The organism is Bradyrhizobium manausense, from assembly GCF_001440035.1.
Classification (GTDB): domain Bacteria; phylum Pseudomonadota; class Alphaproteobacteria; order Rhizobiales; family Xanthobacteraceae; genus Bradyrhizobium; species Bradyrhizobium manausense.
The window spans coordinates 14,690-32,087 of the sequence record NZ_LJYG01000104.1 but is presented as its reverse complement, the minus strand read 5'-3'; the positions used below and the strand labels follow the sequence as shown (position 1 = coordinate 32,087).

The 17,398-nt window shown below is 63.9% G+C and carries 18 protein-coding genes; 11 read left to right on the top strand and 7 right to left on the bottom strand.

The annotated features are described in order from the left end of the window. Positions 1-722 (top strand): amino acid ABC transporter permease (locus AOQ71_RS48610; RefSeq protein WP_245317176.1); only part of this gene is annotated, 722 nt, incomplete at its 5' end. A 66-nt stretch (positions 723-788) separates the two neighbouring features. Here the strand turns inward: AOQ71_RS48610 and AOQ71_RS27260 are convergent. Together AOQ71_RS27260 and AOQ71_RS27255 are read right to left on the bottom strand one after the other, a co-directional pair. Continuing rightward, the gene (locus AOQ71_RS27260; RefSeq protein ID WP_057753788.1) at positions 789-2,204 is read right to left on the bottom strand and encodes an amidase; all 1,416 of its coding nucleotides are present in this window, start codon (positions 2,202-2,204) and stop codon (positions 789-791) included. Between the two features lie 143 nt (positions 2,205-2,347). Further along, complete coding sequence (locus AOQ71_RS27255; protein ID WP_057753169.1) at positions 2,348-3,124, bottom strand: SDR family oxidoreductase; 777 nt, start codon at positions 3,122-3,124, stop codon at positions 2,348-2,350. Positions 3,125-3,280: 156 nt separating this feature from the next. Between AOQ71_RS27255 and AOQ71_RS27250 the strand changes: the two genes are divergently transcribed. Then, positions 3,281-4,354: a tartrate dehydrogenase gene (locus AOQ71_RS27250; protein ID WP_057753167.1), complete on the top strand. Its 1,074-nt coding sequence runs from the start codon at positions 3,281-3,283 to the stop codon at positions 4,352-4,354. 182 nt (positions 4,355-4,536) lie between these two features. Here AOQ71_RS27250 and AOQ71_RS27245 read toward each other — a convergent pair whose 3' ends face one another. From AOQ71_RS27245 to AOQ71_RS27230, 4 genes are all read right to left on the bottom strand, one after another. Next, positions 4,537-5,610, bottom strand: coding sequence for a malate/lactate/ureidoglycolate dehydrogenase (locus AOQ71_RS27245; RefSeq protein ID WP_057753165.1), 1,074 nt, complete (start codon positions 5,608-5,610; stop codon positions 4,537-4,539). Positions 5,611-5,756: 146 nt separating this feature from the next. Then, positions 5,757-6,668, bottom strand: coding sequence for an NAD(P)-dependent oxidoreductase (locus AOQ71_RS27240; protein ID WP_057753163.1), 912 nt, complete (start codon positions 6,666-6,668; stop codon positions 5,757-5,759). A 12-nt stretch (positions 6,669-6,680) separates the two neighbouring features. Further along, positions 6,681-7,931, bottom strand: a complete 1,251-nt coding sequence (locus tag AOQ71_RS27235) for a Zn-dependent hydrolase (protein ID WP_057753161.1) — start codon at positions 7,929-7,931, stop codon at positions 6,681-6,683. 143 nt (positions 7,932-8,074) lie between these two features. Beyond that, entirely contained in the window at positions 8,075-8,992 is a 918-nt protein-coding gene (locus tag AOQ71_RS27230) for a LysR family transcriptional regulator (protein ID WP_057753159.1), read from the bottom strand. 119 nt (positions 8,993-9,111) lie between these two features. On the opposite strand from AOQ71_RS27230, the gene AOQ71_RS27225 reads away from it, so the two are divergent. From AOQ71_RS27225 to AOQ71_RS27200, 6 genes are all read left to right on the top strand, one after another. After that, the gene (locus AOQ71_RS27225; RefSeq protein WP_057753157.1) at positions 9,112-9,927 is read left to right on the top strand and encodes a putative hydro-lyase; all 816 of its coding nucleotides are present in this window, start codon (positions 9,112-9,114) and stop codon (positions 9,925-9,927) included. An 85-nt stretch (positions 9,928-10,012) separates the two neighbouring features. Next, a complete protein-coding gene (locus AOQ71_RS27220; RefSeq protein WP_057753155.1) occupies positions 10,013-11,257 on the top strand; it encodes an ABC transporter substrate-binding protein in 1,245 nt (414 codons plus the stop codon). A gap of 154 nt (positions 11,258-11,411) precedes the next feature. Next, positions 11,412-12,290 carry a branched-chain amino acid ABC transporter permease gene (locus tag AOQ71_RS27215; RefSeq protein WP_057753786.1) on the top strand — a complete coding sequence of 293 codons (879 nt, stop codon included), beginning with the start codon at positions 11,412-11,414 and terminating at the stop codon, positions 12,288-12,290. Continuing rightward, positions 12,290-13,273 carry a branched-chain amino acid ABC transporter permease gene (locus AOQ71_RS27210; protein ID WP_057753153.1) on the top strand — a complete coding sequence of 328 codons (984 nt, stop codon included), beginning with the start codon at positions 12,290-12,292 and terminating at the stop codon, positions 13,271-13,273. The genes AOQ71_RS27215 and AOQ71_RS27210 overlap by 1 nt, the downstream gene beginning before the upstream one ends. Next, entirely contained in the window at positions 13,270-14,001 is a 732-nt protein-coding gene (locus tag AOQ71_RS27205; RefSeq protein WP_057753151.1) for an ABC transporter ATP-binding protein, read from the top strand. The genes AOQ71_RS27210 and AOQ71_RS27205 overlap by 4 nt, the downstream gene beginning before the upstream one ends. Beyond that, positions 13,985-14,689, top strand: a complete 705-nt coding sequence (locus tag AOQ71_RS27200) for an ABC transporter ATP-binding protein (RefSeq protein WP_057753149.1) — start codon at positions 13,985-13,987, stop codon at positions 14,687-14,689. The genes AOQ71_RS27205 and AOQ71_RS27200 overlap by 17 nt, the downstream gene beginning before the upstream one ends. A 103-nt stretch (positions 14,690-14,792) precedes the next feature. On the opposite strand, the gene otnC is transcribed toward AOQ71_RS27200, so the two are convergent. After that, complete coding sequence (otnC, locus tag AOQ71_RS27195) at positions 14,793-15,473, bottom strand: 3-oxo-tetronate 4-phosphate decarboxylase (RefSeq protein WP_057753148.1); 681 nt, start codon at positions 15,471-15,473, stop codon at positions 14,793-14,795. Here otnC and ltnD point away from each other — a divergent pair. The 3 genes from ltnD to AOQ71_RS45415 form a co-directional block, all read left to right on the top strand. Then, positions 15,371-16,495, top strand: coding sequence for an L-threonate dehydrogenase (gene ltnD, locus AOQ71_RS27190; protein WP_283809617.1), 1,125 nt, complete (start codon positions 15,371-15,373; stop codon positions 16,493-16,495). The genes otnC and ltnD overlap by 103 nt on opposite strands. A 13-nt stretch (positions 16,496-16,508) precedes the next feature. Then, positions 16,509-17,291 (top strand): 2-oxo-tetronate isomerase, encoded by a 783-nt coding sequence (otnI, locus tag AOQ71_RS27185; protein WP_057753146.1) that lies wholly within the window; start codon positions 16,509-16,511, stop codon positions 17,289-17,291. Further along, the coding region (locus tag AOQ71_RS45415; RefSeq protein ID WP_245317207.1) for a four-carbon acid sugar kinase family protein at positions 17,288-17,398 on the top strand (111 nt) is incomplete at its 3' end. The genes otnI and AOQ71_RS45415, both read left to right, overlap by 4 nt.

The following is a 17,398-nucleotide window of genomic DNA, read 5'->3' as shown; positions in this document are numbered from 1 at the left end:
GGCGGCGCGAGCTGGTCTATCTCTGGATCGGCGCGCTCATGGTGATCAGCGTGCTGATGTGGGGCGGCCTGTTCGGACTGTCGTTCGTCTCGCAGGATCGCTGGGGCGGCTTGCCGGTGACGCTGATCCTGGCGACGTTCGGATTGGCGTTCGGCTTCCCGCTCGGCATTCTGGTCGCGCTCGGCCGGCGCTCAAAGCTGCCGGCGATCCGTTCGCTCTCGGTGCTGTATGTCGAGCTGATCCGCGGCGTGCCGCTGGTCAGCCTGCTGTTCATGGCGAGCGTGATGTTTCCGCTGTTCATGCCCGCGGGGTTCAACATCGACAAGCTGCTGCGCGCGCAGATCGCGATCATCCTGTTCGCAGGGGCCTATCTTGCCGAAGTGATCCGCGGCGGTCTCCAGGCCGTGCCACGCGGGCAATATGAAGCGGCCGACGCGCTCGGGCTGTCCTACTGGCGCAAACATCGCCTGGTCGTGCTGCCTCAGGCGATCCGCCATGTCATCCCGCCGCTGGTCAACACCTTCATCGCGTTCTTCAAGGACACCAGCCTGGTGCTGATCATCGGCATCTTCGATCTGCTGACGACCGCCAAGACCGCGATCATCGATCCGGCCTGGCAGCAGTTTTCGGTCGAGGTCTACATTTTCGTTGCAGCGATCTATTTCGTCTTTTGCTTCGCGATGTCGCGCTACAGCCGCAGCCTGGAGGCGAGGGGAAGGTGAGGCTTCTCGTGTCCCGGACAAGGTGCAGCGCGCGAGCGCTGCGCTGCGTCGGGGGCACGAGAGCGGCTACTTCACCCTGGGATCGATCGGCGTCTGCCCGCGCACGCCCAAAATGTCCTCCAGCACCTTCGCGCCGGCGATCACCTTCGCATCCGCGCGCGGTGCGCCGACGACCTGGACACCCACCGGTAAGCCCGAGGCGGTGAAGCCGCAGGGCAGCGACAGCGACGGGCAGCAGGCGAGCGTGATGGCGTAGACGATGCCGAGCCACTGGATGTAATTCTCGAACCGCTTGCCGCCGCATTCGGCGACATAGCGGTGCTCGATCGGGAAGGGCGGCACGATCGTGGTCGGCGTCAGCAGCAGATCGTAGGTCTTGAAGAACTCGATCGCGCGCGCGGTCATGCCGACACGCTGGGCTTCGGCGCGGGCGAGCTGATCGACCGTGAGCTTGAGGCCCTCCTCGATGTTCCAGATCACCTCGGGCTTGAGCAGGTCGCGCTTGGTGCGCAGCAGATTGGCCTTGGTCATGGCGAAATCGAAGGCGCGCAGCACGTGGAAGCATTCATGCGCCTCGCGCCAGTCCGGATGCGCCTCCTCGACGATGGCGCCGGCCTCCGCGAAGCGTTCGGCCGCCTTGCGCGTGATCGCCTTCACTTCGGGATCGACGGGTGTGATGCCGAGATCGGGCGAATAGGCGATGCGTTTCGGCTTTTTGGGCGACTGCGCCGCCGACAGGAACGAGGTTGTGGGTGCCGGCAGCGAGAGCGGATCCTCCGCATAGTCGCCGCTCATGGCATCTAACAGCAGCGCGAGATCCTCGACGTTGCGCGCCATCGGGCCGACCACGCCGAGATTGCGGTTGATGGCCGACTTGGGCGTATGCGCGACGCGGCCGATGCTCGGCCGCATGCCGACAACGCCGCAGAAAGCCGCCGGGCTGCGCAAGGAGCCGCCCATGTCGGAACCTTCTGCGAGCCACGCCATGCCGGTGGCGAGCGCCACGGCCGCGCCGCCTGACGAGCCCGCCGCCGATTTCGTCGTGTCCCAGGGATTGAGCGTCGCGCCGAACACGTCGTTGAAGGTGTTGGCGCCGGCGCCGAACTCCGGCGTGTTGGATTTTGCGTAGACCACCGCGCCATTGGCTTCGAGGTTCTCGACCATGAGGTCGGACTTGGCTGGGATGTTGTCCTTGAAGATCGGCGAGCCCTGCGTGTTCAGCACGCCTGCGACATCGGTCAGGTCCTTGATCGGCACCGGCAGCCCCGCCAGCAGCCCGCGCGCACCGGCCGGCTTCTGCATCAGCGCCTTCGCGTGCGTCCGCGCGCGATCGAAGCACAGTATCGGCAACGCGTTCACCTTGCCGTCGACATCCTTGACGCGCTTCTCCAGCACCTCCAGCAGCTCGAGCGGAGAGACGTCGCCGGAGCGCAAGATGTCGACGACGGTGCACGCGGTTTCGCGGATCAGGTCTTGAGACAAGTGCTTACTCCTGTGCTTATCGTACGTCTTTGCGAGCGTACCGAAGCAATCCAGTCTGTCGCCGCCGATGCATTTCTGGATTGCTTCCGCCTTCGCCAAAGGCTTCGGCGGACAAGCCGCTGCGCTCGCAATGACGGAGAAATCTAACCCCAGCCGGCGCTGATGCCGCCGTCCACCGTATAGATCACGCCGGACGTATAGCCGGCGCGATCCGATGCCAGGAACGCCATGAGGTCGCCGATCTCGCGCGCATGCGCGGGGCGGCCGAGCGGCAGGCCTTTCTGGAATTCCTTGTAGCGGCTCTCATCGCCGAACTGGTGTTTTGCGCGGGTCTTGAGCAAGCTGACGTGGCGATCGGTGCCGACGGGACCGGGATTGATGCCGACCACTCGGATATTGTCGGCAAGGCTCTTGCTTCCGAGCGCCCGGGTGAAGGCCATCAGCGCGGCATTGCCGGCGCTGCCGCAGATGTAATTGGCGTCGAACTTTTCGCCGGCAGCGCCGATGTCGTTGACGATGACGCCGCCGCCTTTGGCCTTCATCTGCGCATAGACCTGCCGCGTCAGGTTGATGTAGCCGAACACCTTCAAATCCCAGGCGTGGCGCCAGGTCGCTTCATCGATCTTGTCGATCGAGCCGCCGGGGATATCGCCGGCATTATTGACGAGCACGTCGATATCGGCGGCGTCCTTGGCGAGCCGCGCCACGTCCTCTTCCTTGCGCAGATCCACGACACTCGTCGCGGCATCGATCTGATGCGCGGAGCGCAGGCGGTCGGCCAGCGCCTTGAGCTGATCGCCGCTGCGGGCGGCGAGCAGGAGGTTTGCGCCTTCCTCGGCAAACGCCTCGGCGGCGGCGGCGCCAATGCCCTTGGACGCGCCTGTGATCAGGACGCGCTTGCCACGCAGATGCAGATCCATGGGAGCTACTCGCAGAATGGATACGGGATGAAATCAGTAGGCGCTCGGTTGCGCCACGGTCAACATTGCAGTGCAGCGTTGCACTGCTGCCGACTTTGGTCCATTGCAGTGCGGTCAAAACGACGGCGGCTGCCGGACCAACCAAGGACGTTCTCGATGAGCAAGAAACATTACCGCATCGCGGTCATTCCCGGCGACGGCATCGGCAAGGAAGTGATGCCCGAGGGCCTGCGCGTTCTGGAGGCAGCGGCCAAAAAGCACGGCGTGTCCTTGCATTTCGATCATTTCGACTTCTCGTCTTACGACTATTACGAGAAGCACGGCCAGATGATGCCTGACGACTGGAAGGAGAAGATCGGCAAGCACGACGCGATCTATTTCGGTGCGGTCGGCTGGCCGGCGAAGATTCCGGATCACGTCTCGCTGTGGGGCTCGCTGATCAAGTTCCGCCGCGAGTTCGACCAATATGTGAATTTGCGCCCGGTGCGGCTGATGCCCGGCGTGCCGTCGCCGCTGGCTGGCCGCAAGCCCGGCGACATCGATTTCTGGGTGGTGCGCGAGAACACCGAGGGCGAATATTCCTCGGTCGGCGGCCGCATGTTCCCCGACACCGACCGCGAGTTCGTGACGCAGCAGACGGTGATGACCCGCACCGGCGTCGACCGCATCCTGAAATTCGCCTTCGAGCTCGCCCAGTCGCGTCCGAAGAAGCATCTGACCTCGGCGACCAAGTCGAACGGCATCTCCATCACCATGCCCTATTGGGACGAGCGCGTGGAGGCGATGGCCAAGAAGTATCCGTCCGTGAAATGGGACAAGTACCACATCGACATTCTCACCGCGAATTTCGTGCTGCACCCTGATTGGTTCGACGTCGTGGTCGGCTCCAACCTGTTCGGCGACATCCTCTCCGATCTCGGCCCGGCCTGCACCGGAACCATCGGCATCGCGCCGTCGGGCAACATCAACCCTGAAGGCAATTTCCCCTCGGTGTTCGAGCCGGTGCACGGCTCGGCGCCCGACATCGCGGGGCAGGGCATCGCCAACCCGATCGGCATGATCTGGTCCGGTGCGATGATGTTCGAGCATCTCGGCGAGAAGGAAGCCGGCAAATCGATCGTCGAGGCGATCGAGCGCACGCTGGCAGAACGTACGCTGCGCACCAAGGATCTCGGCGGCAATGCCGATACCACGGCTTGCGGCAAGGCGGTTGCGGATATGGTGGATTAGGGCGGGGGAACATTGCGTAGGGTGGGTTAGCCCCTGCGGCCGTGCGAAGCGTGGTCCGTTGGGCGTAACCCACCTCTTCTGTTTCCGTGGATACGAACAGGGGTGGCTTACGCCGCGCAAATGCGCTTCGCGCCTCTGCACGACTAACCCACCCTAGGATTGAGCATCTGCTTCGGTCGTAGCTAGCCCGCGATCTTCTCGATCGCCGCCTGGTCCAGCCCGAACTTCTTTCCGGCCTCGATAATCTCGTGCCAGGTCGTCGGATCGACCGGAATGCCTTCCGCGAGCCGCTTCTTCTTGGTCTCGCGTTCGGGTTCACCGGCGATCTTGACCTTGTCGACACCGGGGCCGGGAGGCGAGCCGGTGTGCCAGGCGACGAAGCTTTCGACCTCGCGTGCAAGATTCTCCGCGGTGCCGAGCTTGGCCGGATCGATCACGATCGAGAGCATGCCGTTGATGACGTTGTACTTGCCGTCTGACGGGCCCTTGACCACCTGTCCGCCGGAGAGCGCACCGCCAAGGATTTCGCACACCAGCGCGAGCCCCGAACCCTTGTGTTCGCCGAATGGCAGGATGGCGCCGTATGGCGGGATCACGGTGTAGCGCGGATTGACGGTCGGCTTGCCGTCATGATCGATGATGGTGCCGGGCTCGAGCTCGGCGCCCTTGTTGTGGGCGACCCGGGTCTTGCCCTGTGCGATCCGGCTGGTGGCGAAGTCGAGCACGACCGGCTCCTTACCCCTGCGGGGAATGCCGACGCAGAACGGGTTGGTGCCGTGGCGCGCATCGCTGCCGCCCCAGGGCGCCACGATCGGGCGCGAGATCACGTTGACGAAGTGGATCGAGACCAGCCCGTGGTCGATGCACTGCTCGGCCCAGTGGCCGATGCGGCCGATATGGTGCGCGTTGGAGAGGCCGACGAGACACACGCCGTTCTGCTTGGCGCGCGCGGCCGCGAGCTCCATCGCTTCATGGCCGATCACCTGGCCGTAGCCGGTGAGGCCGTCGAGGGTGAGGAGCGGTCCGGTGTCGAGCACGATCTTGACGTGCGCGTTCACGGCGAGGCCGCCATTGACGACGCTCTGGACATAGCGCGGGATCATGCCGACGCCGTGCGAATCGTGCCCTTTGAGATTGGCTTCGACCAAGTTGGTCGACACGAGCTCGGCTTCGCGGTCCGAGGAGCCGCCGGCCTTGACGATGGCGCGGATGGCATTGGTGAGCGGCTCTGCTTTGATCGTGCGATAGTCGGCCATTGTTGTTGCTCTTGTCCCTTCACGATTTGATGGGGGCGTAGGGTGGGTTAACCGAAAGCGTAACCCACCACTTCCGTCTCCGAGGAAACCAAGGAGGTGGGTTACGCCTAGCAGATGCGCCCTGCGCATCTGCAGGCTAACCCACCCTACGAATTCACGATCCGGCGGCAATGGACCCACGCCGCCTCGATCAGGTTCTCGCTCGCTTCCGGTGTGCGAAAGGCCGAATGCGCCGACAGCGTCACGTTCGGAATCTTCGTCAGCGGATGATTCGCTGGCAGCGGCTCGATGTTGAAGACATCTAAGCCGGCATGCCGGATATGGCCCGAGTTCAAAGCATCGATCATGGCCTGCTCGTCGACGATGGCGGCGCGCGCGGTGTTGATGAAGACCACGCCCGGCTTCATCTTGGCGATCTTCTCGCGGGTGATCATGCCGCGCGTCTCGTCGTTGAGCAGCAGATGCAGCGACACGACGTCGCTCCGCGCCAGCAGCGTGTCGAGATCGGTGAACTCGACGCCCGGATGGCTCTTCGGCGAGCGGTTCCAGGCGATCACCTTCATGCCGCTGCCGGACGCGATCCGTGCGACCTCCGCCGCGATGCCGCCGAACCCGATCAGGCCGAGCGTCTTGCCGGTGAGCTGCATGCCGTCCTCGCGCAGCCAGTTTCCGGCCCGCATCTCGCGGTCCATCATCGCGATGACACGGGCCGAGGCCCACATCAGTGCGATCGCGGATTCGGCAACCGCCGTGTCGCCATAACCCTTAATCAGATGCACGGAGATGCCGAGCTCGGCGAGCTCCTCCGGGTTCATGTAGCTGCGTGCGCCGGTGCCAAGGAATACGACGTGCTTCAGCCCCGTGCACTTCTTCGCAACCTCGGTCGGAAGCGCCGTGTGGTCGACAATCGCGATCTCGGCGCCGTCGAGGATCTCAGGATATTGCCCGGGCTTGATGTCGGGATCCCTGTGGATGCGAACCTTGGGATCACCGGGCTTCTCCAGCCGCTCCATGATGACGGCGAGCGCCTCATTGGCGTCGACGAAAACTCCGCGCATGTCTATCTCCGATCAGGATGCGACGCCGGCAACCGCCAGCACGGTGTGCATCAGCACGTTGGTGCCCGCGGCGCAGTCGGGCTGCGTGGCGTCTTCCAGCTCGTTGTGGCTGACGCCGTCCTTGCAGGGGACGAAGACCATCGCTGCCGGCATGATGGTGTTGAGGTTGCAGGCGTCGTGGCCGGCACCGGAGGTAATGCGGCGGGAGGAGTAGCCGAGCGTCTTGGCGGCATTCTCGACCGCCGCTATCAGCTTCGGATCAAAATGCGTCGGTGCCTTGCGCCAGACCAGGTCGATCTTGACCTCGACTTTGCGGCGTGCAGCGATCTCGGCGATGGCGGCGCGTAAGTCCCGATCGAGCGCATCCATGATCGCGCCATCGGCGCTGCGGCAATCCATGGTGAAGGCGATCTCGCCGGGAATGACGTTGCGCGAGGGCTTTGCGATCACGGCTTCGCCGATGGTGCCGACGGCGTTTGGTCCGTGCTTCTTCGCGATGGCCTCCATTGCCAGCACGATCTCCGACAGAGTCGCCAGCGCATCGCGCCGCAGCGGCATCGGGGTCGATCCCGCATGGCTCTCGAAGCCGGAAATCTTGCCGTCGTACCACAGCACGCCCTGGCCGGAATCGACCACGCCGATGGTCTTGCCCTCGGCTTCGAGGATTGGTCCCTGCTCGATGTGCAGCTCGACAAAGCAGCCGAGTTTCAGGAAGCCGACCGGCTTGTCGCCGCGGTAGCCGATGCTGTCGAGCGCCTGGCCGACGGTGGTGCCGTCGATGTCCTTGCGCGACAGGATATCGTCGGTGGTGAAATCGCCGACGTAAGCGGCGGACGCCATCATTGCCGGTGCGAAGCGCGAGCCTTCTTCATTGGTCCAGTTGACGATGCAGATCGGCGCTTCGGTCTCGATACCGGCGTCGTTCAGCGTGCGGATCACCTCGAGCGCGCCGAGCGTTCCCAGAATGCCGTCATACTTGCCGCCGGTCGGCTGGGTGTCGAGATGCGAGCCGATGCCGACGGGCAGCTTCGACATGTCGCGGCCCTTGCGCAGGCCGAATTGCGAGCCGAGCGCATCGGTGTGAACCTCAAGCCCGGCGTCTTCGCAAGCCTTTCGGAACCAGTCGCGAACCTGCTTGTCTTCGCGGCTGAGCGTCAGCCGCCGCACACCACCTTTGGACGTTGCGCCGAATTGCGCGGTCTCGTGGATGGAGCCCCAAAGGCGGGCGGAATCGATTTGAAGGTTGGTCGCGGCTCGGCTCATGCGTCTCTTCCATTATTCGCTGTCATTCCGGGGCGCCGAAGGCGAACTCTGGTGCGCTCTCGCGCACCCGAGAATCTCGAGATTCCGGGTCGGGTGCTTGCGCACCATCCCGGAATGACGGGAAAGGTGGTCCGGCGCCTTTTTCAATGACGCGCCAGCGCGGGCGCGTCAACCGCGAGGCTGCTCTGCGCAATCTGACATGCAAGCTCGGCGACGCGCTGCACTGCGACGACGTCGGGGGAGGCGAGCCAGCTCGCCGTGAATGTCAGCGGTGCGATCTGAAGGTCGGTGTCGAGCAATTGCAGCCGGCCGTCGGCGAGCTCGTTCTCGACGATGGCGTCGGGGATCACGGCGATGCCGAGGCCTTCCACCGCCATGTGGATCACGGTGGCGAGCGAGGCGGAGGCGTGAAGACGGATCGGCGGCAAGTCGGGCCGGTCGAACACCTCGCGTACCACCTCGTAGGGCCTGGTCTTGCGCGGGAAGGTGATGATCGGAAACCGCGCGAGATCGGCGAGCGTGACAGGCCCGTGGCCAAGCCCGAGTGACGGGCTGGCGAGAAAGCCGATCGGATAGTCGGCGAGCATGCGGTTGTGCACGCCCGAGGCCGACAGCGGCCCGACCACGAAAGCCAGCTCGATCTCTTGCGCGAGCAATCGCGCGGTGAGGTTCGGCGTGATGTCAACCTCGATCTCCAGCGACAGGTTCGGATAGATCTCGTTGACGCTCTTTACCAGCCGCGGCAGCCAGGTGTGCACGATGGTCTCGGCGACACCGAGCCGCATCACGCCGCGCATGGCAGAGCGATCGCCGATCTCGGCCATCATGGCGGCGCGCAAGCCGATCAGCTTCTCGGCGTAGACCATCATCTGCCGGCCGCTCGGGGTCGGCGAGGCCACGCGATGATCGCGGTTCAGGAGCTTCACGCCCATCTCGCGTTCGAGCTGGGCGATGCGCTGGGAGATCGCCGGCTGGGTGGTATTGAGCCGCGCCGCGGCGCCGCGGAAGCTGCCGAGCTTCACAACCCAGAGGAAGGTTTCGATCGACCTGAAGTCCAGCATTGAAAGGATTTTCCCAATCGATAAATTCATTTTATCGATATCGATTAAAAAGGACGATTAGACTTTATAGTATGCTTGATGTTGGCTAGGCTTGTCGAGTTCATAGGCAGGTCGATGAAATGACTGTTTTGGTGGCAGCGCAGCAAACTGAAACGCCCGACACGCTCCCGAGCCGCCAGGCGCGGCTGGCCTATCGCGGCGGCCAGGTCGGATCCACCGCAGGGGTCGCCCCCGGCTTCGTCCAGGGCAATCTGGCGATCCTTCCCGCCGAATACGCCAGCGCCTTCCACCGCTTCTGCCAGCTCAATCCGAAACCGTGCCCGATCATCGGCATGTCTGATGTCGGCAGCCCCTATATCCCCGCGCTTGGCGCCGATCTCGACATCCGCACCGACGTGCCGCGCTACCGTGTCTGGCGTGACGGCGAAGTCGTGGACGAGCCTACCGATGTCACCAGCTATTGGCGCGACGATCTCGTGACCTTCGTGCTCGGCTGCTCGTTCTCGTTCGAAGAGGCGCTGCTCGACGAGGGCATGCCGATCCGTCATATCGAAGAGAACGTGCGCGTTCCGATGTACCGCACCAACATCGCCTGTGGCGAAGCAGGGCCGTTCGCCGGCCCGATGGTGGTCTCGATGCGTCCGTTCAAGCCGGCCGATGCGATCCGCGCGGTGCAGATCACCTCGCGCTATCCGGCCGTGCACGGCGCGCCCGTGCATCTCGGCCATCCGCATTTGATCGGCATCAAGGATATCGCCAAGCCTGACTATGGTGATCCCGTACCTGTTGCCGATGACGAGATTCCGGTGTTCTGGGCCTGCGGCGTGACGCCGCAATCGGTGATCAACGCCGCCAAGCTACCTTTCGCAATCACCCATTCGCCCGGCTTGATGCTGGTGACGGATCTGAAGAACAGGAACATGGCCGTGATTTAGTAGGCAGCGTTTGCTGCTTCTTCGGGCTTTACGCAGTTTGCCAATCGTTTCATTCGATACGCGCGAATAACAGGGGACTTAGCCAATGACGATCACTCGCCGCGACGTTCTGCTCGGAGCCACCGCCGCTGCCGCACTGCTGCCGCTAGCCGCACGCGCGCAAACGTCCGAGGTGGTGATCGGCGCGACCTATCCCCTGTCGGGCGCCGGCGCCCAGGTCGGTGTCGATGCGCAGCGGGCGTTCGAGACCGCAATCGACATCATCAACAACGATCAGGATTTCGTCCTTCCGCTGGCAAAGGGCGTCGGCTTGCCGGGTCTCGGTGGTGCCAAGATCCGCATGGTGTACGCCGACCACCAGGGCGACCCGCAAAAGGGACGCGCCGAAGCCGAGCGACTGATCACCCAGGAGAAGGTCTGCGCGGTGCTCGGCTCCTATCAGAGCGCGGTCGCGGTCACGGTCAGCCAGATCTGCGAGCGCTACCAGGTCCCGTTCCTGTCGGCGGACAATTCCTCGCCCAGCCTGCATCGCCGCGGGCTGAAGTACTATTTCCGCGCTTCGCCGCATGACGAGATGTTCTCGGCGGCGATGTTCGACTTCCTCGACTCGATGAAAAAGAAGGGCGTCAAGGCCGATACGCTGGCACTGTTCCACGAGGACACGATCTTCGGCACCGACTCCGCCAACGCCCAGACCAAGCTCGCAACCGAGCGCGGCTACAAGATCGTCGCCGACATCAAGTACCGCGCCAACTCGCCGTCGCTGTCGGCTGAAGTCCAGCAGCTCAAGGCCGCCAATGCCGACGTGTTGCTGCCTTCGAGCTACACCACGGACGGCATCCTGCTGGTCAAGACCATGGCCGAGCTCGGCTACAAGCCGAACGCGATCCTGGCCCAGGCGGCCGGCTTCTCCGAAAAGGCGCTTTACGATGCCGTCGGCGACAAGCTCGAGGGCGCCATCACCCGCGGCAGCTTCTCGCTCGATCTCGCCGCCAAGCGGCCGATGGTCGGCAAGATCAACGATCTGTTCAAGGCGAAATCGGGCAAGGATCTCAACGACAACACCTCGCGGCAATTCATGGCGATGATCGTGATTGCGGATGCCATCAACCGCGCCAAGTCGACTGACGGCGAGAAGATTCGCGACGCGATGGCCGCAACCGACATTCCGGGCGAGCAGACCATCATGCCCTGGAAGCGGGTCAAGTTCGACGACATGGGCCAGAACAACGACGCCGATCCGGTGCTGCTGCAATATATCGGCGGCAAGTTCGTTACCATCTTCCCGGCGCAGGCGGCGGTAGCCGAAGCTGTCTGGCCGATGAAGTGAGGATGGAATCGGAAGCTCGCACGATAGCTTCCGATCCTGGTCATGCGGAGTGAGGCGGAGGGCTGCGTCGGCTAAGACGAGGGCACGCCTGTCCTTTGCAATGCGCGTTCGATGTCGCCCCTCGGGGTGAGGGCTTTTTCTGGGGGACAAGTTGCTGACAGTCGAAACCATTGTCCAAAGTCTCGCGAGCGGCCTGTTGATGGGCCTGCTCTACGGACTGATCGCCGTCGGCCTCGCGCTGATCTTCGGCCTGATGGACGTTACGAACTTCGCCCATGGCGAGTTCCTGATGATCGCGATGTACGCGTCCTTCTTCCTGTTCGCGTTTTTCGCCATCGATCCCTTGCTCTCGGCACCGCTGGTCGCGGCTGCGATGTTCGTGTTCGGCGCGGTGATCTACCTGCTGATCGTACGGTTCGCGATGCGGGCCAAGACCAATGCCGGCATGGTGCAGATCTTCACCACCTTCGGTCTCGCCATCGTCATGCGCGGACTGGCCCAGCTGTTCTTCACGCCGGATTATCGCAGCATTCCGCAATCCTGGCTCGGCGGCAAAACCGTCTCGGTTGCGGGCATCTTCCTGCCGGAGCCGCAGCTGGTCGGTGCGCTGGTCTCGATCGCCGCCTTTGCCGGCCTTTACTTCTTCATCCATCGCACCGATTTCGGCCGCGCGCTGGAGGCTACGCGTGAAGATCCCGGTGCGGTCGCACTGGTCGGCATCGACAAGAACCGCGTATTCGCGTTCGGCTGGGGCCTTGGCGCTGCGCTGGTCGGTCTCGCCGGCGCGATCATGGCGGTGTTCTTCTATATCTACCCCGACGTGGGCGCGTCCTTTGCGCTGATCGCCTATGTCACGGTGGCGCTCGGTGGCTTCGGCAGTGTGTTCGGCGCCTTTGCCGGCGGCATCATTGTCGGCCTGGTTGAAGCGGTCACTGCCCTGATGCTGCCGCCGTCGCTGAAATCGGTCGGCATCTACGCCGTATACCTGCTCGTCGTCTTCATTCGGCCGCGTGGCCTGTTCGGGTCGATGTGATGGACAAGAATTTTTCCGCGCGGCGCCGCCGCGATCTCATCATTGCCGCGGTGCTGGCCGCGCTTGCCGCGCTCGCGCCGCTGTTCGTCAAGAACGTCTATGTCCAGAACATCCTGGTCCTGACCTTGATGTATGCGGCGCTGTCGCAGAGCTGGAACATCCTCTCCGGCTATTGCGGACAGATCTCGCTGGGCCACGCGCTCTATTTCGGCATCGGCGCCTACACCACCGAACTGCTGTTCACCAAGTTCGGCGTGTTGCCCTGGTTCGGCATGCTGGCGGGCGGCGGGATCGCGGCTGTTATCGCGATGGGGCTCGGCTATCCCTTCTTTCGCCTCCGCGGCCATTACTTCGTGATCGCGACCATCGTCATCGCCGAGATCGGGCTCCTGCTGTTCCAGAACTGGGAATGGGCGGGCGCTGCGATGGGGATCACCATTCCGGTACGTGGCGACAGCTGGCTGAAATTCCAGTTCATGCGCAGCAAGCTGCCGTATTTCTATTTCGCGCTGGCGCTGTGCTGCATCGCCTGGTTCGTCACCTGGTGGCTGGAGGACTCCAAATGGGGCTTCTGGTGGCGCGCGGTAAAAGACAATCCGGAAGCCGCCGAGAGCCTGGGCGTCGTCGTGTTCAATTCAAAGATGGGTGCGGCCGCGGTCTCCGCGTTCCTCGTCGCCATCGGCGGCGCCTTCTATGCGCAGTTCCTCGCCTATATCGATCCTGAAAGCGTGATGGGCTTCCAGTTCTCGCTGCTGATGGCGCTGCCGGCTGTGCTCGGCGGCATTGGCACCCTCTGGGGGCCGGTGCTTGGCGCGGCCATCCTGATCCCGATGACGGAGCTGACGCGCTCCTATATCGGCGGCTCCGGCCGCGGCGTGGATCTCATCGTCTACGGCACGCTGATCGTCTTGATATCGCTGGCGCTGCCGCAGGGACTTGTGAGCCTGCTCTCTCGTTCGAAAACGAAAGGAGCCACGCGATGACCGCGCTCCTTGAAACCCGCGGCGTCTGGCAGCGGTTCGGCGGCCTCGTCGCCAACAGCGATGTCTCGATCTCGGTCGGTCGCGGCGAGATCGTCGGCCTGATCGGTCCCAACGGCGCCGGCAAGTCGACGTTGTTCAATCTCATCGCCGGCGTTCTGCCGCCGACGCAGGGCTCGATCTGGTTCGATGGCGAGGACGTCACCAATCTGCCGGCGGCCGAGCGCTGCCAGCGCGGGGTGGGTCGCACCTTCCAGGTGGTCAAGAGTTTTGAGACCATGACCGTGATCGACAACGTCATTGTCGGTGCGCTCGTCCGCAACACGGTGATGCGCGAGGCGCGCCGCAAGGCGCACCAGGTGCTGGAGTTCACCGGCCTTGCCGCGCGCGCCGACGTGCTCGCGAGCGATCTCGTGCCGGCCGAGAAGCGCCGTCTCGAAGTCGCCCGCGCGCTCGCGACCGAGCCAAAGCTGCTGCTGCTCGACGAAGTGCTCACCGGCCTGACGCCGACCGAGGCGCAAACCGGCGTGGCACTGGTGCGCAAGGTGCGCGATGCCGGCATCACGGTGTTGATGGTCGAGCATGTCATGGAGATCGTGATGCCGCTGGTCGATCGCGCTATCGTGCTCGACCTCGGCAAGGTCCTGGTCGAAGGCAAGCCCTCTGAGGTCGTGCGCGATCCCAAGGTGATCAAGGCATATCTGGGAGATCGTCATGCTGTCGGTGCATGAAATCACGACCGCCTATCAGGGCCTGGTCGCGATCTCCGCGGTCAGTATCGAGGTCAGCAAGGGCGAGATCGTCTGTGTCGCCGGGGCCAACGGTGCCGGCAAGTCGACGCTGCTCAAATCCATCGCCGGCGCCGAGCGTCCGCGCTCGGGCACCGTGACCTTCGACGGCAAGCTGCTCAACGGCATGGCGCAGCATCACATCACGGCCGCTGGCATCGCCTATGTGCCGGAGAACCGCCGCCTGTTCCCGCGTCTGTCCGTGCGCGACAATCTGCGCCTCGGCAGCTATCTCTATCGCGGCGAGGTCAACCGCGAAGAACCGCTCGATCTCGTCTTCAAGCTGTTTCCGCGTCTGTCCGAGCGGCTCGAGCAGCGCGCCGAAACGCTCTCCGGCGGCGAACAGCAGATGCTCGCCATTGGCCGCGCCTTGATGACACGACCGCGGCTGTTGATGCTGGACGAACCCTCGCAGGGCATCATGCCCAAACTGGTCGACGAGATTTTTCAGGCGGTGAAGCTGATCCGGGATTCCGGCATGACCGTCCTGATCGTCGAGCAGCGCATGGCCGAATGCCTGGAGATCGCCGACCGCGCCTACATCCTGCAGACCGGCCGCGTGCTGATGCAGGGGCCCTCGGCGGAGATCAAGGGCAATCCGGACGTGCGCAAGGCGTATCTGGGGCTGTAGCTCCACCGGTCACTGCGAGCGCAGCGAAGCAATCCAGAATCCCTCCGCGGAAAGACTCTGGATTGCTTCGCTGCGCTCGCAATGACGAGGAGAGAGCTGGGCTCTAATGCCCGTGCTCCGGCAAAGTCACCCCGAACACCTGCACCAGATCCTTCACCTGCTCCGGCGATAAATACCGCGGGTTCAACCCGCGCAGCAGCAGATACAGCTTCGCCGTTTCCTCCATTTCCTCCGTCGCGAACACGGCCGCTTCCAGCGTGTCGCCGGCGACGACAGGGCCGTGATTGGCGAGCAATACGGATGAATATTTCCCGGCCAGCCCCTTGATCGCATCGGCCACCGCAGGATCGCCGGGGCGGTAATAGGGCACGAGCGCGGTGGCGCCGCATTTCATGAGGTAATAGGCCGTCATCGGCGGCAGCGCGGCGCGTGGATCGATCTCCGGCAGCATCGAGAGCGCGACCGAATGCGTGGAGTGCAGATGCACGATCGCCCGCGCGCTTCCGCGCGTGTCGTAGAGCGCGGTGTGCAGCGGAACTTCCTTGGTCGGCGCGTCGCCCGAAACCAGCCGGCCCTGCTCGTCCAGCCGCGACAGCTTTGCCGGATCGAGGAAGCCGAGGGAGGCATTGGTCGGCGTCACCAGCCAGCCGCCGCCATCCAGTCGGACACTGATATTGCCTGATGAGCCCGGCGTCAGGCCGCGCTCGAACAGGGACCGTCCGAACCGGCAGATATCCTCGCGCAGCCTTGTTTCAATGCTCGTTTCGGTATTCATGGCCGTCATGCCTGCTTGTCTCACGCTTTGGCAGCGCGGCCAAGCCGTGTTATTCGAGATCACGAGCCGCCGCAAAGGCGGCCCACCGGGAAACGTTCGCAAGGGTTAGTTGCATGTCCGCCTCCACGACACAAAACCAGCGCATCGCCGTCATCGGGCTCGGCTCGATGGGATATGGCATGGCGACCTCGCTGAAGCGGGCCGGCCACACGGTGACCGGCTGCGACGTTTCTGCTGATGCGGTTGCGCGTTTCGTCAAGGATGGCGGGGCCGGAGCCGCGACGCCGGCCGAGGCGGCCAAGGGCGCCGACATCGTTGTCAGCGTCGTCGTCAATGCGGCGCAGACCGAGACGATCCTGTTCGGCAAGGACGGCGTCGCCGAAACCCTGCCAAAGGACAGCGTCTTCATTTCCTCCGCCACCATGGATCCTGACGTCGCGCGGCGTCTCGCCAAGCAATTGGAAGCGACCGGCCGGCACTATCTGGATGCGCCGATCTCCGGCGGCGCGCAGCGTGCGGCGCAAGGTGAGCTGACGATCCTCGCCTCCGGCAGTGCGGCCGCCTTCGCCAAGGCGCGCTCCGCGCTCGACGCCATGGCGGCCAAGCTCTACGAGCTCGGCGATGCCGCAGGGCAGGGCGCTGCGTTCAAGATGATCAACCAGCTGCTTGCCGGCGTCCACATCGCGGCTGCCTCGGAGGCGATGGCGTTTGCGGCCAAGCAAGGCCTCGACATCCGCAAGGTCTATGAGGTGATCACCGCATCCGCGGGCAATTCCTGGATGTTCGAGAACCGCATGCCGCACGTGCTCGATGGGGACTACACGCCGCGCAGTGCCGTCGAGATTTTCGTGAAGGACCTCGGCATCATCCAGGACATGGCGCGCAGCGCCAGATTTCCGGTGCCGGTCTCGGCCGCAGCGCTGCAGATGTTCCTGATGACCTCAGCCGCCGGCATGGGCCGCGATGACGACGCGTCGGTGGCGCGCATGTATGCGCAGGTCACCGGCGTCAAGCTTCCCGGCGACAAGTAAAAGAGGATTTCCAATGCCCCGTTTCGCCGCCAACCTCTCGATGATGTTCACCGAGGTGCCGTTCCTCGATCGCTTTGATGCGGCCGCGCAGGCCGGATTCACCGCCGTTGAATTTCTCTTTCCCTATGAGCATCCGGTGGAAGCGGTGAGCGAGCGGCTGAAGCGCAACGGCCTGACGCAGGCGCTGTTCAATTTGCCGCCGGGCGACTGGAACGCGGGTGAGAAAGGTTTTGCGGCGCTTCCCTCACGCTTCAATGATCTCAAGGCGAGCCTGGAGACGGCGCTGCCCTACGCCAGGGCCACCGGCGTGAAGCGGCTGCATTTGATGGCGGGCATCGCAAACCGCGGCGAACGCCTCGCGATCGAGGCCTTCTACAAATCGGTGGCATGGGCCGCGGAGTTCTTCGCAGCCCACGGCATCGACATCGTGCTCGAGCCGATCAATCCGCGCAACGTGCCCGGCTACTTCCTCAACGATTTCGGCTTCGCGCGCGATTTGATCCAGGAGCTGCGATTGCCCAACTTGAAGCTCCAGTTCGACATCTATCACTGCCAGATCATCCATGGCGACGTGACCATGGGCCTGCGCGAGATGATGCCGATCATCGGCCATATCCAGGTCGCCAGCATTCCCTCGCGCAACGAGCCTGACGGCGAGGAGCTGAACTATCCATTCCTGTTCGAAGAGCTCGACCGGCTCGGCTATGCCGGCTTCGTCGGCTGCGAATACAATCCGCGCGGCAAGACCACCGACGGTCTCGCCTGGTTCAAGCCCTATGCGGGAGTGAAATCGTGACACTTGCGTTGGGTTGCATCGCCGACGACTACACCGGCGCCTCCGATCTCGCCAACACGCTGACGCGCGCGGGCCTGCGCACCGTGCAGACCATCGGCGTGCCCGCC